The organism is Xenorhabdus sp. SGI 60 (genome assembly GCF_056632175.1).
Map to the genome: position 1 here is coordinate 3,524,437 of NZ_CP196860.1, position 18,531 is coordinate 3,542,967.

15 protein-coding genes and 1 pseudogene are annotated in these 18,531 nt (G+C 44.4%); 11 read left to right on the plus strand and 5 right to left on the minus strand.

What is annotated here, in order from left to right; translation table 11 throughout:
- Positions 1 to 64: 64 nt before the first annotated feature.
- Positions 65 to 1,336 carry an MFS transporter gene (locus ACSJJG_RS16725; RefSeq protein WP_481089972.1) on the plus strand — a complete coding sequence of 424 codons (1,272 nt, stop codon included), beginning with the start codon at positions 65 to 67 and terminating at the stop codon, positions 1,334 to 1,336.
- Positions 1,337 to 1,408: 72 nt separating this feature from the next.
- Here the strand turns inward: ACSJJG_RS16725 and satP are convergent, their stop codons facing one another.
- Positions 1,409 to 1,981 carry an acetate uptake transporter gene (gene satP / locus ACSJJG_RS16730; RefSeq protein WP_481089973.1) on the minus strand — a complete coding sequence of 191 codons (573 nt, stop codon included), beginning with the start codon at positions 1,979 to 1,981 and terminating at the stop codon, positions 1,409 to 1,411.
- Between the two features lie 348 nt (positions 1,982 to 2,329).
- Between satP and dnaK the strand changes: the two genes are divergently transcribed.
- Complete coding sequence (dnaK, locus tag ACSJJG_RS16735; RefSeq protein ID WP_481089974.1) at positions 2,330 to 4,240, plus strand: molecular chaperone DnaK; 1,911 nt, start codon at positions 2,330 to 2,332, stop codon at positions 4,238 to 4,240.
- A 104-nt stretch (positions 4,241 to 4,344) separates the two neighbouring features.
- On the plus strand, positions 4,345 to 5,481 hold the full coding sequence (gene dnaJ, locus ACSJJG_RS16740) for a molecular chaperone DnaJ (RefSeq protein ID WP_481089975.1): 1,137 nt from the start codon (positions 4,345 to 4,347) through the stop codon (positions 5,479 to 5,481).
- A 99-nt stretch (positions 5,482 to 5,580) separates the two neighbouring features.
- On the opposite strand, the gene ACSJJG_RS16745 is transcribed toward dnaJ, so the two are convergent.
- Positions 5,581 to 6,426, minus strand: coding sequence for an EamA family transporter (locus ACSJJG_RS16745; RefSeq protein WP_481089976.1), 846 nt, complete (start codon positions 6,424 to 6,426; stop codon positions 5,581 to 5,583).
- Between the two features lie 207 nt (positions 6,427 to 6,633).
- On the opposite strand from ACSJJG_RS16745, the gene nhaA reads away from it, so the two are divergent.
- Both nhaA and nhaR read left to right on the plus strand, forming a co-directional pair.
- Positions 6,634 to 7,818 carry a Na+/H+ antiporter NhaA gene (gene nhaA / locus ACSJJG_RS16750; RefSeq protein ID WP_481089977.1) on the plus strand — a complete coding sequence of 395 codons (1,185 nt, stop codon included), beginning with the start codon at positions 6,634 to 6,636 and terminating at the stop codon, positions 7,816 to 7,818.
- 213 nt (positions 7,819 to 8,031) lie between these two features.
- Entirely contained in the window at positions 8,032 to 8,958 is a 927-nt protein-coding gene (gene nhaR, locus ACSJJG_RS16755; protein WP_481089978.1) for a transcriptional activator NhaR, read from the plus strand.
- A 76-nt stretch (positions 8,959 to 9,034) separates the two neighbouring features.
- Here nhaR and rpsT read toward each other — a convergent pair whose 3' ends face one another.
- Complete coding sequence (gene rpsT, locus ACSJJG_RS16760; protein ID WP_237385345.1) at positions 9,035 to 9,295, minus strand: 30S ribosomal protein S20; 261 nt, start codon at positions 9,293 to 9,295, stop codon at positions 9,035 to 9,037.
- A 348-nt stretch (positions 9,296 to 9,643) separates the two neighbouring features.
- Between rpsT and ribF the strand changes: the two genes are divergently transcribed.
- The 5 genes and pseudogenes from ribF to ispH all read left to right on the plus strand — a co-directional run bounded on the left by ribF (position 9,644) and on the right by ispH (position 15,461).
- Positions 9,644 to 10,588 (plus strand): bifunctional riboflavin kinase/FAD synthetase, encoded by a 945-nt coding sequence (ribF, locus tag ACSJJG_RS16765; RefSeq protein WP_481089979.1) that lies wholly within the window; start codon positions 9,644 to 9,646, stop codon positions 10,586 to 10,588.
- Between the two features lie 26 nt (positions 10,589 to 10,614).
- A complete protein-coding gene (gene ileS, locus ACSJJG_RS16770) occupies positions 10,615 to 13,428 on the plus strand; it encodes an isoleucine--tRNA ligase (protein ID WP_481089980.1) in 2,814 nt (937 codons plus the stop codon).
- Positions 13,428 to 13,940: a signal peptidase II gene (gene lspA, locus ACSJJG_RS16775; protein WP_481089981.1), complete on the plus strand. Its 513-nt coding sequence runs from the start codon at positions 13,428 to 13,430 to the stop codon at positions 13,938 to 13,940. The genes ileS and lspA overlap by 1 nt, the downstream gene beginning before the upstream one ends.
- A 117-nt stretch (positions 13,941 to 14,057) precedes the next feature.
- Positions 14,058 to 14,528, plus strand: a complete 471-nt coding sequence (fkpB, locus tag ACSJJG_RS16780) for an FKBP-type peptidyl-prolyl cis-trans isomerase (protein ID WP_481089982.1) — start codon at positions 14,058 to 14,060, stop codon at positions 14,526 to 14,528.
- Positions 14,509 to 15,461: pseudogene (gene ispH / locus ACSJJG_RS16785) on the plus strand (4-hydroxy-3-methylbut-2-enyl diphosphate reductase). The gene fkpB and the pseudogene ispH overlap by 20 nt, the downstream one beginning before the upstream one ends.
- 119 nt (positions 15,462 to 15,580) lie before the next feature.
- On the opposite strand, the gene ACSJJG_RS16790 reads toward ispH, so the two are convergent.
- Positions 15,581 to 16,231 carry a GNAT family N-acetyltransferase gene (locus ACSJJG_RS16790; RefSeq protein WP_193836328.1) on the minus strand — a complete coding sequence of 217 codons (651 nt, stop codon included), beginning with the start codon at positions 16,229 to 16,231 and terminating at the stop codon, positions 15,581 to 15,583.
- 131 nt (positions 16,232 to 16,362) lie between these two features.
- Positions 16,363 to 17,040 carry a GNAT family N-acetyltransferase gene (locus ACSJJG_RS16795; RefSeq protein WP_189758306.1) on the minus strand — a complete coding sequence of 226 codons (678 nt, stop codon included), beginning with the start codon at positions 17,038 to 17,040 and terminating at the stop codon, positions 16,363 to 16,365.
- Between the two features lie 539 nt (positions 17,041 to 17,579).
- On the opposite strand from ACSJJG_RS16795, the gene dapB reads away from it, so the two are divergent.
- Positions 17,580 to 18,401 carry a 4-hydroxy-tetrahydrodipicolinate reductase gene (gene dapB, locus ACSJJG_RS16800; protein WP_481089983.1) on the plus strand — a complete coding sequence of 274 codons (822 nt, stop codon included), beginning with the start codon at positions 17,580 to 17,582 and terminating at the stop codon, positions 18,399 to 18,401.
- Positions 18,402 to 18,531 lie beyond the last annotated feature (130 nt).

An 18,531-nucleotide genomic window follows, 5' to 3' on the forward strand; every position in this document is an offset into this window, starting at 1 on the left:
GTCTGACCAGAACATTGAAAATAAACACCTTAGAACCCATTTTATAACTATAAATCGGTAACTTATGTCACAATATCACAATCGTCCATTAAATAAACAAGATTATAAAACGCTGTCCTTAGCGGCTTTAGGTGGCGCTCTGGAATTTTACGACTTTATTATCTTTATCTTTTTTGCTGTTGCGCTTGGGGAACTCTTTTTCCCTGCGGATATACCTGAATGGCTCAGACAACTACAGACATTCGGTATTTTTGCAGCGGGTTATCTGGTTCGGCCTTTAGGTGGGATCGTCATGGCCCATTTTGGCGATCTCATTGGGCGTAAGAAAATGTTTTCACTCAGCATATTGTTGATGGCTGTACCCACTCTGGCCATCGGCCTGTTGCCCACCTATGACGCCATAGGTATTGCTGCTCCTATCCTGCTGCTACTAATGCGGATTATGCAGGGAGCCGCAATTGGGGGGGAAGTACCCGGAGCCTGGGTTTTTGTGGCAGAGCATGTTCCTCATAAACGCATCGGATTTGCCTGTGGTGTTTTAACGGCAGGATTGAGTTTGGGGATTTTATTTGGTTCTCTCGTCGCAACCATTATTACTTCGATTTATTCCAGGCAAGAAGTCTTGGATTGGGCATGGCGTCTGCCATTTTTCTTAGGCGGTATTTTCGGTTTATGTGCCATGTATCTGCGCCGCTGGCTGCATGAAACTCCTGTCTTCAAAGAAATGCAGGAACGCAAAACGTTGGCAGAAGAGCTGCCACTAAAAACTGTCGTGTTTAATCACAAACGCGCCATCGCTATTTCCATGCTGCTGACATGGCTCCTTTCTGCTGGCATTGTCGTCGTTATCTTGATAACACCAACCTATATGCAGACAGTATTTAATCTGGAACAATCACTGACTTTGCAAGCAAACAGCCTGGCAATCATCTCATTGGCAATTGGCTGTATCTCTGTCGGATATTTATGCGACAAATGGGGAGCCGGTATCGTGCTGATTATCGGTTGCATTCTATTGGCTGCCACAACATGGTTTTTCTATCACAATATCAGCCATGAACCGCTCAAACTATTTAGCGCTTATTCCTTCGCTGGTCTGACTGTTGGTGTGATTAGCGCTACGCCTTTTGTTATGGTGAAAAGCTATCCGCCAGAAGTCAGGTTTAGTGGCATTTCATTTGCCTATAATTTGGCTTATGCCATTTTCGGTGGACTGACACCGATCTTCGTCACCATACTGTTGGTATATACTCCTCTGGCACCTGCCTACTATATGCTGACCTTATCGGCGGTTGGTCTGTTATTGGGGGTTTACTTGCGGAAGAAATCTATCTGAAAAAGTGGGCAGGAAATTAGAGGATTAATAAAACACAGGATGAGCATAAATCACCCATCCTGTTAAAAACGGTTAAGCGTGTTTCACTTCACCAATTGGCAGAACAGTACGGCCATATTGTTCATTCAGAACTTCGGCCATTGCCAGATAGAAAGCACTCGCACCACAGATAACGCCTTCATAACCCGCAAAGGTCAGGATGCGGGCATCACCGGTGATATTGCCAATTGCCAGCAATGCAAACAGCAGCGTCAGGCTGCCAAATACAAATTGCAGGACACGGTTAGCTTTCAACGTACCAAAGAACATAAACAGCGTGAAAATTCCCCACAGGGCGAGATAAACACCAAGGAACTCTTGGCTGGTTGCTTCAGCCAGCCCCATCTTCGGCAGGAAAAGCAACGCGATCAGGCTCAACCAGAACAAACCGTAAGAGGTAAATGCGGTTGCAGCAAACGTATTTCCTTTTTTGTACTCAAAGATGCCGGCCAGCACCTGAGCCAAACCACCGTAAAAAATTCCCATACTCAAAATTGCGGATGCCAATGGGAAAAAACCTGCATTGTGCAGATTCAACAAAATGGTTGTCATGCCAAAACCCATTAAACCCAATGGGCCTGGGTTCGCCAACTGATTAGAATGCATACTTCCCCTAGAAAATACAAATAAAACAAAATATTAAAAAGCTTTCATGGCACTTTACCGCGCCAGGAAATCATAAAAGGCGGCGAATCATAATGTGATGGCATCAACTACACAATGGTCTGCGAAAAATTTTTTTGTTAAATCTCAATTTTTTTTCAATTCTCCCCTTGATGATGAGATGAATGACCCCATCTAAGTCTCAACTACAGTTACTACTGAATATTTCGGCATTAGCTGGAAAATAAAATGAGGAATTTCTGGCGAACAACGCCATTGAAAAGCAAACATTCGTCCTCATATAGCTTAGTAACTTGACCGAATATATGAATTCTTTGTGGAGGCGTTTAGATGGGTAAAATCATTGGTATCGACTTGGGAACTACCAATTCTTGTGTAGCAATTATGGACGGCACAACCACTCGTGTGCTTGAAAACAGCGAAGGTGACCGTACCACACCTTCTATCATCGCATATACTCAGGATGGTGAAACTCTGGTTGGTCAACCAGCTAAACGTCAGGCTGTTACTAACCCCCAAAACACGTTGTTCGCCATTAAGCGTTTGATTGGCCGTCGTTTTCAGGACGAAGAAGTACAGCGTGACGTCTCTATCATGCCATACAAAATCATGGCTGCGGATAACGGTGATGCATGGCTGGAAGTGAAAGGCCAGAAAATGGCACCACCTCAGGTTTCTGCTGAAGTTCTGAAAAAAATGAAGAAAACAGCGGAAGACTATCTGGGTGAACCCGTAACCGAAGCGGTTATCACTGTTCCTGCATACTTCAACGATGCACAACGTCAGGCAACTAAAGATGCTGGCCGTATCGCTGGTCTGGAAGTTAAGCGTATCATCAACGAACCAACTGCGGCTGCGTTGGCTTACGGTCTGGACAAAGAAGTGGGTAACCGCACCATCGCGGTTTATGACTTGGGTGGTGGTACTTTCGATATCTCTATCATTGAAATTGATGAAGTTGATGGCGAAAAAACGTATGAAGTTCTGGCGACCAATGGTGATACCCACTTGGGTGGTGAAGACTTCGACAGCCGCATGATCAACTATCTGGTTGACGAGTTTAAGAAAGAACAAGGCATCGACCTGCGTAATGACCCACTGGCAATGCAGCGTCTGAAAGAAGCAGCAGAAAAAGCGAAAATCGAACTTTCTTCTGCACAGCAGACTGACGTAAATCTGCCATACATCACAGCAGATGCGACCGGTCCTAAGCACATGAACATTAAAGTTACCCGTGCAAAATTGGAATCTCTGGTTGAAGACCTGGTTAAACGTTCTATCGAGCCATTGAAAGTTGCACTGAATGACGCCGGCCTGTCTGTAACTGACGTTCAGGATGTGATTCTGGTTGGTGGTCAGACTCGTATGCCACTGGTACAGAAAGCAGTTGCAGATTTCTTCGGCAAAGAGCCACGTAAAGACGTGAACCCAGATGAAGCGGTTGCAATGGGTGCAGCGGTTCAGGGCGGTGTACTGGCAGGTGACGTGAAAGATGTTCTGCTGTTGGACGTAACTCCACTGTCTCTGGGTATCGAAACCATGGGCGGCGTAATGACTTCCCTGATTTCTAAGAACACCACTATTCCAACTAAACATAGTCAAGTGTTCTCTACAGCGGAAGACAACCAGTCTGCGGTAACGATCCACGTACTGCAAGGTGAACGTAAGCGTGCCGGCGATAACAAATCTCTGGGTCAGTTCAATCTGGATGGTATTCAGCCAGCAATGCGCGGTACTCCGCAGATCGAAGTTACTTTCGATATTGATGCTGACGGCATCCTGCACGTTTCGGCGAAAGACAAAAACTCAGGTCGTGAGCAAAACATCACCATCAAGGCATCTTCTGGTCTGAATGAAGAGGAAATCCAGCAGATGGTACGTGATGCAGAAGCAAACGCAGAAGCTGACCGTAAGTTTGAAGAGCTGGTTCAGATTCGTAACCAGGCTGACCAACTGATCCACGGCACCCGCAAGCAAATTGAAGAAGCAGGTGACAAGCTGACAGCAGACGATAAAGCAGCAATCGAGAAAGCAACTTCTGAACTGGAAACGGCGGCGAAAGGCGAAGACAAAGCTGAAATCGAAGCGAAGATCCAAGCTCTGGTTGAAGCCTCTCAGAAACTGCTGGAAATTGCCCAACAGCAAGCCCAGGCTGGTGCTGCCGATGCAGGCGCAAGCAACGCAAAGAAAGATGACGACGTTGTAGACGCTGAGTTCGAAGAAGTTAAAGACAAAAAATAATAGCCCTTAGCGGGCAAAGTAACAGGGCGCCTGTTACTTGTTAACTGGCACGGGCGTTGAGGTAACTCCACGCCCGTGCGTGCGTGTTAAGGGTAGACAATACGATGGCAAAAAAAGATTATTACGAAGTTTTGGGAGTTTCCAAAACCGCAGACGAAAAAGAAATCAAAAAAGCCTATAAACGGCTGGCAATGAAACATCACCCTGACCGTAATCAGGGGGATAAAGAATCAGAAAGTAAATTCAAAGAAATTAAAGAAGCGTATGAGATCCTGACAGATCCTCAGAAACGTGCCGCTTATGACCAATATGGTCACGCTGCCTTTGAACAGGGTGGCATGGGCGGTGGCGCTGGTGGTTTCGGGGGCGGAGCTGACTTTAGCGATATCTTTGGTGACGTTTTCGGAGATATTTTCGGTGGTGGCCGTCGTCAACAGCGTCCTAGCCGTGGTTCAGACCTGCGTTACAGCATGGAATTAACTCTGGAAGAAGCTGTCCGTGGTGTGACCAAAGAGATCCGCATTCCAACACTGGAGTCCTGTGATACCTGCCACGGCAACGGAACCAAATCGGGCGCTTCCCCAGAAACCTGTCCAACCTGTCACGGTGCCGGCCAGGTACAAATGCGCCAAGGGTTCTTCGCAGTCCAGCAGCCTTGTCCTCAATGTCACGGACGCGGAAAAATCATCAAAGAGCCTTGCGGTAAATGTCATGGACATGGTCGCATTGAAAAATACAAAACACTGTCCGTTAAAATTCCAGCTGGCGTCGACACCGGTGATCGCATTCGCTTAAGCGGTGAAGGTGAAGCAGGTGAACACGGTGCACCATCCGGCGATTTGTACGTTCAGGTTCAGGTCAAATCTCACCATATCTTCGAGCGTGATGGCAGCAATCTCTATTGTGAAGTGCCGATCAACTTCGCAACGGCGGCATTGGGTGGCGAAATTGAAGTCCCAACTCTTGATGGTCGTGTCAGCCTGAAAATCCCTGCGGAAACCCAGACGGGCAAGCTATTCCGTATGAAAGGCAAAGGGGTTAAATCCGTTCGCGGCGGCGTTCAGGGCGATTTGCTGTGCCGTGTCGTAGTAGAAACACCGGTTAAACTGAATGAAGAACAAAAAGAATTAATGCGTCAATTAGGCGAATCCTTTGGCGGGAAAAGCGGTGAAACCAATAGCCCTCGCTCCAAGAGTTTCCTTGATGGCGTGAAAAAATTTTTTGATGATCTGACCAAGTAATTTAGATCTCTGATAAATCCCGCCTGATTATCTTGCTCATATATTGATAATCAGGCGGGATTCCTAATCTGTTAATCCACCCTCAATTTTAGAGGGAAGTTACCCTAGCTTCGTAGTAATAACCCCAGCCACAATCACAATACAAGCCAATAATCGCATTTTGCTAAACGGCTCTCGCAAGATAACCACAGACAATAACATCGCAAATAACACGCTAGTTTCGCGCAATGCAGCAACCAGCACGATAGATGCATGGCTCATAGCCCAAATCACGATGCCATAACTGAGTAATTGCATTAGCCCACCCAATAGCCCCTGTTTCCAATATTGGTGAAGCTTCCTTCCGGCGGTACTCCAATATTTGCAATACATCATCGCCCCCATGACCCAACCATTAATAGCAAACAGCCATAAGATATAGGCCAAAGTATTATCGCCAGCTCTGGAGCCAGCGCCATCGGACAAGGTATAACCGGCGGTAAATGCCGATGTTGTGATTGCCGCAAGTAACGTTTTACGATCCAGATGAAGAGCATTTTTCCCATGTGGAAAAGCAATTAGCAGAATTCCCACGATAATGAACCCGACTCCCAGCATGGCAAGGGGCGGTAACATTTCCTGCAAAATTATCCAACTCAATAAAGCGGTAATGAGTGGCGCACAACCTCTGGCAATGGGATATACCTGCCCCAAATCTCCCGTCGCATAAGAGCGGCTTAAAAACAGGCAATAAGCCGTATGTAAAATAACAGATAAGATTAACCACGGCACAGAAGATAATGACGGTAATCCAACCCAAAACAATCCCAATGTAGCAATAATTCCGGCAAAAAAAGCAATAATTGAAATGCCTAAAAACCGATCAGCGCTAATCTTAACTAAGGCATTCCAACTGGCATGTAACAAAGCCGCGCCAAGGACAAACAGGAAAAGTAATGTTGTCATGGAGTATCTTACTCATCTCGTTATCACAAATAATGATTAAAACTTCTTCTGTTATGCAGTGTAATTTATCAATATGTCGAAAAATATTATTTCGTTATGTTATAATTCGAATAAAACGATTAATATAGCATAAATAATCTACTTTTTCCGATATCATGACTAGCATAACATGCATGACCTTGATCAATTTCATAAGTTAATTTATCCATGACTGCAATCATTCGCCAATTTTTAAAATTAGAAGCCGCAGGAGGGATCTTTCTCATTATAGCGGCCATTATTGCGCTGGTTATGGCGAATACGCCATTACAGGGTATTTATCATCAATTTCTCAACCTTCCTGTTGCAGTGCAATTCGCCGCGCTGGAAATCAATAAGCCATTATTACTATGGATAAATGATGGATTAATGGCGGTGTTTTTTCTCATTGTCGGGCTGGAAGTAAAACGGGAACTCATGGAAGGCTCACTTGCGGGTCGCGATAAAGCTATTTTCCCAGCCATTGCTGCGCTTGGGGGAATGTTGGCGCCAGCATTGATCTATCTGCTGTTTAATGGCAGTGACGAGATCACCCAACAAGGTTGGGCAATTCCCTGCGCAACAGATATTGCTTTTGCACTAGGGATCATGGCGTTGTTGGGGAAGCGTGTTCCCACCGCATTAAAAGTATTTTTGCTGGCGTTAGCGATTATTGATGATTTAGGTGTCATCTTCATTATCGCTTTGTTCTATACCAAAACTGTATCTTTGACAGCATTAGGCTTGGCTACCGCCATGATTGGGTTACTGGTTTGGATGAATTGGAAAGGAATAGCTAAAACATCCGCTTATCTGATTGTTGGTACTGCTTTATGGGTGTGTATCTTGAAATCGGGCATTCATGCCACACTGGCTGGCGTTATTGTCGGGTTCTTGATCCCCCTTCGAGATAAAAAAGGTGAGTCACCTTCTGAAACGTTGGAGCATGAACTGCATTCATGGGTTGCTTATTTAATTCTGCCACTGTTTGCTTTTGCCAATGCCGGTGTTTCATTACAGGGCGTCACATTAGATGGCTTAACCAGTATATTGCCTATAGGCATTGCCATTGGCCTGTTTATTGGCAAGCCATTGGGTATTTTCCTGTTTAGCTGGATTTCGGTAAAACTGGGAATTGCTAAATTGCCGGAAAAAATTGGCATGAAACAAATTTTCGCTGTTTCCGTACTGTGTGGGATCGGTTTTACCATGTCTATCTTTATCTCAGGTCTGGCATTTGAAGGTCTCAATGACACCTTCAGTACTTATTCCCGCTTAGGAATATTGATAGGTTCTACAACCGCGGCTGTTGTCGGTTATGGACTGCTAACCATACTATTACCGAAGAAAAAAACCGTAGTCAAAAACAGATGAATAGACTAATTTAAGCACAGATATAGAAAGAATTTCCGAGGTAACTCATTCTATTAATATTCGTGGCAAAACGTTTATAACTGCGATGCTGCGAATATTTTCATAGTCATAGAAAATAGCAATAGAAAAATAGGAAAACGCCATAATCTGGCGACCTGAAATGTATGGTCACGACTGTTATACAGATGTGAGGCGATACACAAGGATAAATATATGCGGGTTTCACATTTAAATTTTAACCACCTCTATTATTTTTGGCACGTTTGCAAGGAAGGTTCTGTTGTGGGGGCAGCAGAAACGCTCTACCTGACACCACAAACCATTACAGGGCAGATAAAAGCGTTGGAAGAGCGTCTGGGTGGAAAGTTATTCAAGCGTCAAGGAAGAGGTCTAGTCCCCTCAGAACTGGGGCAACTCATTTTCCGCTATGCGGATAAGATGTTTACACTCAGCCAGGAAATGATGGATATCGTGACTTACAGCCGAGAATCAAATCTGTTGTTTGATGTAGGGGTCGCTGATGCGCTGTCTAAACGTTTAGTGAGTAAAGTGCTGGAAACAACCGTTGTGGAGCACGAAAAAATCCACTTGCGTTGTTTTGAATCGACACATGAAATGCTGCTTGAACAGCTCAGCCAGCATAAGCTGGATATGATCCTATCCGATTGTCCAGTGGATTCTTCTCAACAGGAAGGATTGTTTTCAGTGAAATTGGGGGAATGCAATATCAGTTTTTATTGCCGCCAGCCGATCCCAGAAAAGCCCTTTCCAGCATGCTTGGAAGAGCGCCGTTTATTAATCCCCGGCCGCCGTTCTATGTTAGGCAGAAAGCTCCTGACGTGGATACGCAATAAAAATCTTGAAGTTGAAGTGCTGGGCGAATTTGATGATGCCGCTTTGATGAAAGCGTTTGGTCTGTATCACAACGCCATTTTCATTGCGCCTTCTTTCTACGCCAATGATATTTTTGCTGATAGTGATATTGTTGAGATAGGTCGATTGGATACGGTACAGGAAGAATATTACGTTATCTTTGCCGAGCGCATGATCCAGCATCCGGCAGTCCAGCGCGTGTGTAACAAAGACTTTTCTGCATTATTCAGCTCGCCCCCCAAAAGTCGCCCTGAAAAATCAGGTTAAAATCAGCATATTAAAATCAACAGATACAAAAAAACCGGCTTAGAGCCGGTTTTTTTAGCATCATCAAAACCAATGATTACATTGCTTTGATTTGTGCTGCCAGTGCAGATTTATGACGTGCTGCTTTATTTTTGTGGATCAGACCTTTGCAGGCGTGACGATCAACAATTGGTTGCATGTCATTGAAGGCTTTCTGTGCAGTTTCTTTATCGCCAGCAGCGATAGCCGCGTAGACTTTCTTGATAAAAGTGCGCACCATAGAACGACGGCTCGCATTGTGCTGACGGCGTTTCTCAGACTGTACGGCGCGTTTCTTAGCTGATTTGATATTAGCCAAGGTCCAACTCCCAAATATATTCTATCGAGGACAATTCAAAGGCCGAGGAATATGCCTGTTCAGCCTTCTTTTGTCAATGGATTTGTGCAAATAAGCGTCGTTGTACAGCGACGCCGATTACGTTGTGATGGGGCGGGATTTTATCAGCTTACTCAGAGGGAATACAGTCTTTCGCAATAAAAAACTGAATGAATCACAGAGAAATGCGATAAATTAAATATTTTTCGGGCATCTAGCCTATTTTTATTGTATGAATCAGTTTATTAATTAAAACCCTTTGTGATCGTGGGTTAACCTTGAGCTTTGTACAAGGTATAATCCGGCAATTTCCACGGTATTGAGCCAGCTATGGAGCTAATTCGCGGTATACACAATATCCGGGCGCGTCACCATGGTTGCGTGCTGACGATTGGTAATTTTGATGGTGTCCATCGCGGGCATCAGGCTTTACTAAAACACTTGAAGCAAGAAGGGCAGCGTTTCGGATTACCGACGATGGTCATGATTTTCGAACCGCAGCCTCTGGAAGTTTTTGTGGCAGATAAAGCACCAGCTCGCCTGACCAGGCTGAGAGATAAAATAAAGTATCTAGCTCAAAATGGCGTTGATTATCTGTTATGCGTGAAATTTGACAAACATTTTGCAGCTAACTCACCTGAAGCTTTTGTGTCACAGTTGCTCATTGAAAAACTGGGTGTTAAGTTTCTGGCAGTAGGTGATGATTTCCGTTTTGGCAAAAATCGCCGCGGGGATTTTCACTATTTGCAGCGAGCAGGTAAGCAATATGGTTTTGATATTACCAGCACAGACAGTTTTTGTGACAGCGGTCTTAGGATCAGCAGTACAGCCATTCGTCAGGCACTGCAAAGTGATGATCTGGCTTTGGCTGAAATATTATTGGGGCATCCTTACAGTATAAGTGGCAGAGTTGTTCACGGTAAGCAATTGGGACGCACTATCGGTTTTCCTACTGCTAACTTACCGTTGAAACGTCTGGTTGCGCCTGTTCAGGGCGTTTATGCTGTTGAAGTCCATGGATTGGGTGATAACCCCCTACCAGGTGTTGCAAACATCGGCAATCGCCCTACCGTTGCGGGTCAAGGCCAACAACTTGAAGTGCATTTGATTGATACCCAAATGGATCTGTATGGGCGTCATATTGATGTAGTATTACGTAAAAAATTGCGTAATGAGCAGCGATTTGCTTCTCTTGATGCGCTTAAACAGCAAATCGCAAATGATGTGGTTGCTGCGAGAAACTATCTCTTGCAGCGATCCAAGTCATGTATCTAGCGGAAAATTGGAACTGAGAATCTATAATGAGTGACTATAAAGATACCCTGAATTTACCGGAAACAGGGTTCCCTATGCGCGGGGATTTAGCTAAGCGCGAACCAGATATGTTGAAACGTTGGTACAAAGAAGGTTTGTATCAGGCAATTAGAAAAGCAAAATCTGGCAAGAAAACGTTTATTTTGCATGATGGTCCTCCTTATGCAAACGGCGATATTCATATTGGTCACTCAGTTAATAAAATTCTCAAAGATATTGTTATTAAGTCCAAGGGGCTATCAGGCTTCGACTCGCCTTATATTCCAGGTTGGGACTGCCACGGTTTGCCTATTGAGCTTAAGGTTGAGCAAATTATCGGCAAGCCAGGGGAAAAATTTTCCGCCGCTGAATTCCGTGCTGAGTGCCGTAAATATGCCATGACTCAGGTCGAAGCACAGAAAGTGGGCTTCAAACGTCTGGGTGTCCTGGGTGATTGGGATAAACCTTACCTGACCATGGACTTCAAAACGGAAGCCGACATCATTCGTGCTCTCGGCCGCATTATCAAAAATGGGCACTTGCTGAAAGGCGTAAAACCCGTTCACTGGTGTACTGATTGTGGTTCCTCCCTCGCCGAAGCGGAAGTGGAATACTACGATAAAACGTCCCCTTCCATCGACGTGCGCTTCGCGGCCGTTGATGCTGATGCCGTGTATGCCAAATTTGCTGTACAACCACAAGGTCTGCCTGTTTCTTTAATCATCTGGACAACCACCCCGTGGACATTACCAGCAAACCGTGCGATTGCCTTGGGTGCAGAAATCACCTACCAATTGGTCAAAATCAATGACGAATGTATCATTCTGGCGGCTGAACTTGTCGAAAACGTTATGCAGCGCGCGGGTATCACTGCATGGGAAGTTTTAGGCGATTGCTCAGGTGCGGTTCTGGAACTGTTGCGCTTCAACCATCCATTCATGAGCTACGATGTTCCCGCCATCCTCGGTGATCACGTAACGCTTGAAGCCGGTACAGGTGCAGTCCATACTGCGGGTGGTCACGGTCCAGAGGATTACGCTATCAGCTTAAAATATGGCCTTGAAATCGCCAACCCGGTTGGCCCGAATGGCTGCTATATCTCTGGTACTTATCCTTCTCTGGATGGACAATTTGTCTTCAAAGCTAACGATATCATTGTTGAATTGTTGCAAGAGAAAGGCGCATTGCTGAATCTGGCAAAAATTCAACACAGTTACCCGTGCTGCTGGCGCCACAAAAAACCGATTATCTTCCGTGCAACACCACAATGGTTCATCAGCATGGACAAAAATGGTTTGCGCGAACAATCGCTGCAAGAGATCAAAGATGTTCAGTGGATACCTGGCTGGGGACAGGCACGTATCGAATCAATGGTAGAAAACCGTCCAGACTGGTGTATTTCCCGCCAGCGTACATGGGGCGTGCCAATGTCTCTGTTCATTCATAAAGAGACCCAAGAGCCACATCCTCGCACCGTTGAATTGATTGAAGAAGTCGCCAAGCGCGTTGAAGTCGATGGCATTCAAGCATGGTGGGATCTGGATGCAGCAGACCTGCTGGGTGATGAGGCCGCAGATTACACCAAGGCGTCAGACACACTGGATGTTTGGTTTGATTCAGGAAGTACCCATTCTTCGGTTGTAGATGCACGTCCAGAATTCAACGGCAATTCAGCCGATCTGTATCTGGAAGGTTCTGACCAGCACCGTGGCTGGTTTATGTCTTCACTGATGTTGTCTACGGCGATTAAAGGCAAAGCCCCTTATCGTCAGGTTCTGACTCATGGTTTTACCGTTGATGAACAAGGGCGTAAGATGTCCAAATCCATCGGTAATACCATCAGCCCACAAGATGTGATGAATAAACTGGGCGCAGATATCCTGCGTTTATGGGTGGCAGCAACTGACTATACTGGCGAAATCGCGGTTTCTGACGAGATCCTGAAGCGTTCTGCTGATGCTTACCGTCGTATCCGTAACACCGCCCGCTTCCTGCTGGCAAACCTGAACGGTTTCAACCCGGAAGAGCACATGGTAAAAGCAGAAGATATGGTTGTTCTGGATCGCTGGGCAGTTGGCCGTGCTCAGGCAGCACAGACAGATATCCTCAAATACTATGAAGAGTATGATTTCCACTCAGTAGTTCAACGCTTGATGCAGTTCTGTTCTGTGGAAATGGGTTCGTTCTATCTGGATATCATCAAAGATCGCCAATACACCGCGAAAAGTGACGGTCTTGCTCGTCGTAGCTGCCAGACTGCCTTGTTCCATATTGCAGAAGCCCTGGTTCGCTGGATGATGCCGATCCTGTCGTTTACTGCCGATGAAATCTGGCATGAATTGCCCGGTAAACGTACTCAATACGTCTTTACCGAAGAGTGGTACAACGGACTGTTTGGTCTGGCAGATGGCGAAGATATGAACGATACTTTCTGGGCTGATCTGCTGGCAGTACGTAGCGAAGTGAACAAAGTTCTGGAACAGGCTCGTAATGACAAACATATCCGCAGTTCATTGGAAGCAGCCGTCACACTCTATGCAGATGAAGCACTGGCAGAAAAACTCAACAAACTGTCTGATGAACTACGCTTTGTCCTGCTGACATCTCAGGTTGACGTTGCTGCTTATGCAACCGCCGGTGAGGATGCGCAGCAAAGTGAAATTACGGGCCTGAAAGTGGCCTTGCGCAAAGCAGACGGAGAAAAATGTCCACGTTGCTGGCACTATGCTAAAAACGTGGGCCAGGTGGCGGAACATGCAGAACTTTGCGGCCGCTGTGTGACTAACGTTGCCGGTAACGGTGAAGAGCGTAAATTTGCCTGATGAGTAAACCCATTTGTTCCACCGGACTTCGCTGGCTTTGGCTGGTTGTTGTGGTATTAATACTGGATTTGGGCAGTAAGCACCTAGTGTTGCAGCATTTCACACTGTATGAATCCGTTCCATTGATACCTTATTTCAATCTGACCTATGCCCAGAATTTAGGGGCGGCTTTCAGTTTTCTGGCCGATAAGGGCGGCTGGCAGCGTTGGTTCTTTGCATTGGTGGCAACTGCCATCACGGTTGTACTGCTGGTCATGATGTATCGTTCCCATGCCAGGCAGAAACTGAGCAATATTGCCTACGCCTTAGTGATTGGTGGGGCTTTGGGAAATTTGTTCGACAGGCTGGTACATGGCTTTGTTGTCGATTTTATCGACTTTTATGTCGGAGAATGGCACTGGCCTACCTTTAATATTGCCGATTCTGCAATTTGCATCGGGGCAGCTCTCATTATCATTGAGAGCTTTATCAGCCCTGATGACAAGGACAAGCAAGCGGTCTCGAAAACTTAGTCATTGAAAGAATGATAATAAAACCAGCTCCGGCTTAGTTAACTGGGGCTGGTAACTCCGTCTATACCCAATAGTGGTATATTTGCAATCATTTTTTAAGTAAAAGGCTTGAGCAATATGTCAATGCAGGTGCAAACGCACAGTGCAGTTTTATTACATTTCACATTAAAGCTGGATGATGGCTCTACAGCGGATTCGACTTACAACCAAGGTAAACCCGCATTATTCCGCCTCGGTAATGGTAGTCTCTCTGCCCCATTAGAAGAGCAACTTCTTGGTTTGAAAGTCGGTGATAAGCATCAATTTACTCTGGCTGGAGAAACCATTTTTGGCAAACACAACCCTGATTTAGTCCAATATTTCATTCCTCGTGATTTTTCCGATGCCGGTATCCCAGAAGTAGGCACCATCATGTTATTTACAGCCATGAACGGCAGTGAAATGCCGGGGTTTATCAAAGACGTGGCTGAAGGTTCCATTACTGTTGATTTTAACCATCCGCTGGCTGAACAAAACATCACTTTTGAGATTGAAGTGCTGGAAATTGACCCTCAGTTGGAGGAAAACCATGCAAATATTGCTGGCTAACCCTCGTGGTTTCTGTGCCGGTGTTGATCGTGCTATCAGCATCGTGGAACGGGCGCTGGAATTGTACGGCGCTCCCATTTATGTTCGCCATGAAGTGGTACATAACCGCTATGTGGTTGACAATCTCAGAAATCTTGGCGCTATTTTCATTGAAGAAATTTCAGAAGTGCCCGATGGCGCCATTCTGATCTTTTCTGCTCATGGCGTATCTCAAGCCATCCGTGCGGAAGCCCGCTCCCGTGATTTAACCATGCTGTTTGATGCTACCTGCCCATTGGTCACCAAAGTTCATATGGAAGTCGCAAGAGCCAGTCGAAAAGGTAAAGAAGCGATTTTAATCGGACATGCTGGTCATCCTGAAGTAGAAGGCACCATGGGGCAATACAATAACCCCAAAGGGGGCATGTATCTGGTGGAATCACCGGAAGAGTGTGGAAACTGCAAGTTAAGGATGAAAATAACCTCTGTTTTATGACACAAACGACACTTTCGGTTGATGACACCTCCGAAGTAATTGATGCGCTTAATGCAAGGTTTCCCAATATTGTCGGCCCACGCAAAGACGATATCTGCTATGCCACAACTAACCGTCAGGAAGCCGTGCGTGATTTGGCATCAGGGGCTGATGTCGTGTTGGTTGTTGGTTCTAAAAACTCATCAAATTCGAACCGCCTGGCCGAACTTGCACAACGCGTAGGCAAGCCTGCCTATTTGATTGATTCAGCTAAGGATATCCAGGCAGAGTGGATCACAGGTGTGAACGCAGTAGGTGTCACAGCGGGGGCATCGGCACCGGATATTTTGGTACAACAAGTGATTGAACGCCTGAAAACGTTTGGCGCAGAAACAGTTATCGAGCTGCATGGCAGAGAAGAAAATATCGTTTTTGAAGTACCAAAAGAGTTACGGGTTGAAGTGAAAGAGGTTAATTAACTCAGATAAGCTTTTTTAAGTTATAAAGATGGGTTGGGAAGGATAAGAAATAAATCCCGACCCGATCTCCCACAAAAAATCCGAATACATGACGATGTCTTGAGTGCTCTGATTGAAATTTAGATAAACTTATATCGATAAGTATTAGTTATCCCATCATATTTCCATTTGTCATTGCACTCAATCGGGTGTAATTCCATGTAAGATTCTGTCACAACAAATCCCATCTTCATATATGCCGGTACAGCGTCAATTACTGCTCGAAGTTTTAGATTACCGTTCTTCCCCAATTGTTGCGATTTATTTACTGCCTGTTCAATCAGTAAAACCCCACAATCTCGAATACCGCAATGAGTCGCTAAATAATTAACTTTAGGAAAATCAGTGGAGGTATTATCACTTGAAGACATCTGTAATCCCCCTATGGGAGTCCCCCTAAAATAAGCAACAAAAAATGATGAATTCTCTCCTGGTATAGGTTGTCCTGCATTTATTCCTATGCCACCCAATATACTATGTGCTTTAGCAAACCGACTATTCCATTTTTTCTGCTCACTATCACCATTACCACATTTCCAACCATTACTCGCCATTTCTTCTCTTATCTGACGCACTGCAGCTAACGCTTCTTGTGGATTAACCTCCTTAATAACGATGGATGCTCTTACATTGACTGAGCTTGGCCATTTCTCTGAAAAGGATTGTGTTCGGGTTAAAGAGCCAGATGCTAAAGGTTGATGAGTATTAAAAGATTTTGATCTAAACATCATTTTCTCCTAATAATTCCGTATGCACTTGATAAACTTCAAGTTGCAATTTACAACATTATATGAAACCTGATTTTTCCCCCGCTTCGCGGAGAGAAATTACACGCATCTTGAAGTTAGATTGGTATATTAAGTCAACATGTTATATATCTATAGCCCTTATTTCTAAGGTTAAAACGCCATTTATGACTGTTAGCAGGATCTAACACCCAGTATCCTAAATCACCACGAGAAAATCCCATGTTAATGTATGCCGGCGTAGCTTCACTTAATGGAAAAAGTTTTATCTTACCATTGTTTCCTAATTGCTGTGATTTATTCACTGCATGTTCCATTAGTAAAACACCACAATTTCTAATACCACAATGTGTTGCCAAATACTCAACCGTAGGCAGCTCAGAAGTTATGTCATTTGCAGGAGTAAATGCTAAAATTCCAACAGGAACACCTTTAAAATAGGCAGCAAAAAATAATGAATCCATTCTTGATAATTTTTTTCTCCTAATAAAACGCTCGATGTTGTTATGTACAAGCTCAAACATAGAATATGCAGAATCATATCTCATGTTCCATTTTTCTTGTTCATTATCACCAGGCAAGTATTCGGAGCTACTACATTTCCATTCAGTGTTCATGGTGGTTGTCATTATTATATTAGTTACATTTAATGCTTCATGTGGGCTAACTTCCCTGATTGTTATAAAAATGCTGACATCAATCACTGCTGAGGAGATATCTGAAACAGACTTAGCATGAGTTAAGGAATCCAATGTTGCAGGCCGAAGAATATTAAAAGATTTTGATCTGAACATGATGCTATCCTATGCAATAATTTAATTAATTGGATTTTTATTATTCCAATATCATGATATACAACCAACTCTACTTTATTAAAAAAACTTATGGCTCATATTAACATAAAAATAAATTAACTTTGTCAGGCCATGGTATAAGACGGAATAACTTACTGTTTTTATAAAATACCACCAAGATATTTTATTGTAAAAAAACATATAAGCTCGTCAGAATATCAATTAAATTTAAACATAAACTAAAAGTGTTTATTATAATAAGTGAATCACAGTGGAAATACTACATTATATACCAATATAACTTCAATATGCGTCTTATATCTCCTCCAGCCTCAACATACGTATTTGGTTAATCAGTATAATATGGTTTTTCATTAGACGCTGACGAACCCTGAATAGATAAATTTTATAATTTCCAACATGATCCCTGTTTTTCTTATGAACAAGCTATAAATCTGGCGCTGCCAGTCCTTGCCAGTTAAGCTGTAGAACAGTTTCCTTTGTCACCTCAATTAAAAATGATTTACAGAGAGGGCCTTATGGCTGATACAGATATTCGCGTCGCTATCGTCGGTGCTGGCGGGCGCATGGGACGCAATCTTATTCAGGCCGTCCAGCAGTTGGATGGTGTTATACTTGGTGCAGCATTAGAGCGTTCCGGCTCTTCATTGGTAGGCACCGATGCTGGAGAGCTGGCAGGCATGGGTAAAAACGGCGTGATGATTAATGATGACCTGCACCGGGTTATTGAACACTTTGATGTACTGGTCGATTTTACCCGTCCAGAAGGCACACTGGCGTACCTCTCCATTTGTCGGCAATATCGTAAATCAATGGTCATTGGCACAACAGGTTTTGATGATGCCGGTAAACAAGCGATTACAGAAGCCTCCCGTGAAATCCCCATTGTTTTTGCTGCAAATTTTAGTGTCGGTGTCAATCTGGTACTAAAACTGCTGGAAAAAGCCGCCGCAGTGATGGGGGAATATACTGATATCGAGATTATTGAAGCCCACCACCGCCATAAAGTGGATGCTCCGTCGGGAACCGCACTGGCAATGGGAGAGTCTATCGCTAATGCATTAGGCCGTGATCTCAACACCTGCGCCGTTTATACCCGTGAAGGCCATACGGGAGAACGCGATCCTAAAAGCATTGGATTTGCCACCATCCGAGCAGGGGATATCGTTGGAGAACATACCGCGATCTTTGCCGATATCGGTGAACGTGTAGAAATAAGCCACAAGGCCTCAAGCCGCATGACTTTTGCTAACGGTGCAATTAAAGCAGCAATGTGGTTAACAGGGAAAAACAGTGGCCTTTACAACATGAAAGACGTCCTAAACCTTGACAATATCTGATTTAAAAAAATAAATAACACTATGTAATTACGCAATTATTTTTAAAATAGTTGCGTAATAATGACATACAAATATCTTATAACAAAAAATCTAAATTAATGACCGTTTTTATAATAATGCTTAGCCTTTT